The sequence below is a fragment of the Pseudomonas brassicae genome (assembly GCF_010671725.1).
In the GTDB taxonomy this organism is placed as follows: domain Bacteria; phylum Pseudomonadota; class Gammaproteobacteria; order Pseudomonadales; family Pseudomonadaceae; genus Aquipseudomonas; species Aquipseudomonas brassicae.
On sequence record NZ_JAAHBU010000541.1, the window covers coordinates 1 to 665 of the forward strand.

General features: G+C 63.3%; 1 pseudogene. It reads right to left on the minus strand.

The features are described 5' to 3' along the window. Positions 1-665: pseudogene (gene gbcA / locus G3436_RS25800) on the minus strand (glycine-betaine demethylase subunit GbcA); the annotation flags it as partial.

Sequence of the window (665 nt, forward strand, 5' to 3'; positions counted from 1 at the left end):
GGTCGTAGTCCACCCCCTCGACCGCATCCTTGTGCACCAGCCACTTGGTGGTCACCTTGCTCTCCTGGGCACTGATCGGCCACACGGTGAACACGATGATGTGATCGCCCATGCAGTGGTTCCACGAGTGCGGCAGGTGCAGGATGCGCATCGAGCCCAGGTCGGGGTTCTTGATCCGCCCCATCAGCTTCTGGCAGCCCTGCTTGCCGTCCAGGGTCATCGATACCGTGCCCTTGAGCAGCGGCATGCGCACGATGCGGTTGCGCAGGCCGAAACTGGCGTGCGCGTAGGGGATCTTCTCCGCGTCCCACGCCGCCGCACTGGCCGCCACATGGTCCTTGAACGCCTGGTCGGCGCGCGGGTCGGTCACGTCATCCCATTCGAGCAGGGTCTTGAGCAATTCCGGGTGCGAGGCATTGCAGTGGTAGCACTCGCGGTTGTTCTCCAGCACCAGCTTCCAGTTGGCCTTTTCGAGCAAGGTGGTCTGCACCGCCACCTTGGTGTTCTCCATGTCGTAGGGCTCCATGTAATGGGCCAGGGTGGCGAGAAAGTCATCGATGGCCGGCGGGTTCTCGGCCAGGCTGATGAAGATGTAGCCGCCGGCGGTCTTCACGTGCACCGGCTTGAGGCCGTACTGCTTCATGTCGAAGTCGGCGCCCATCTCG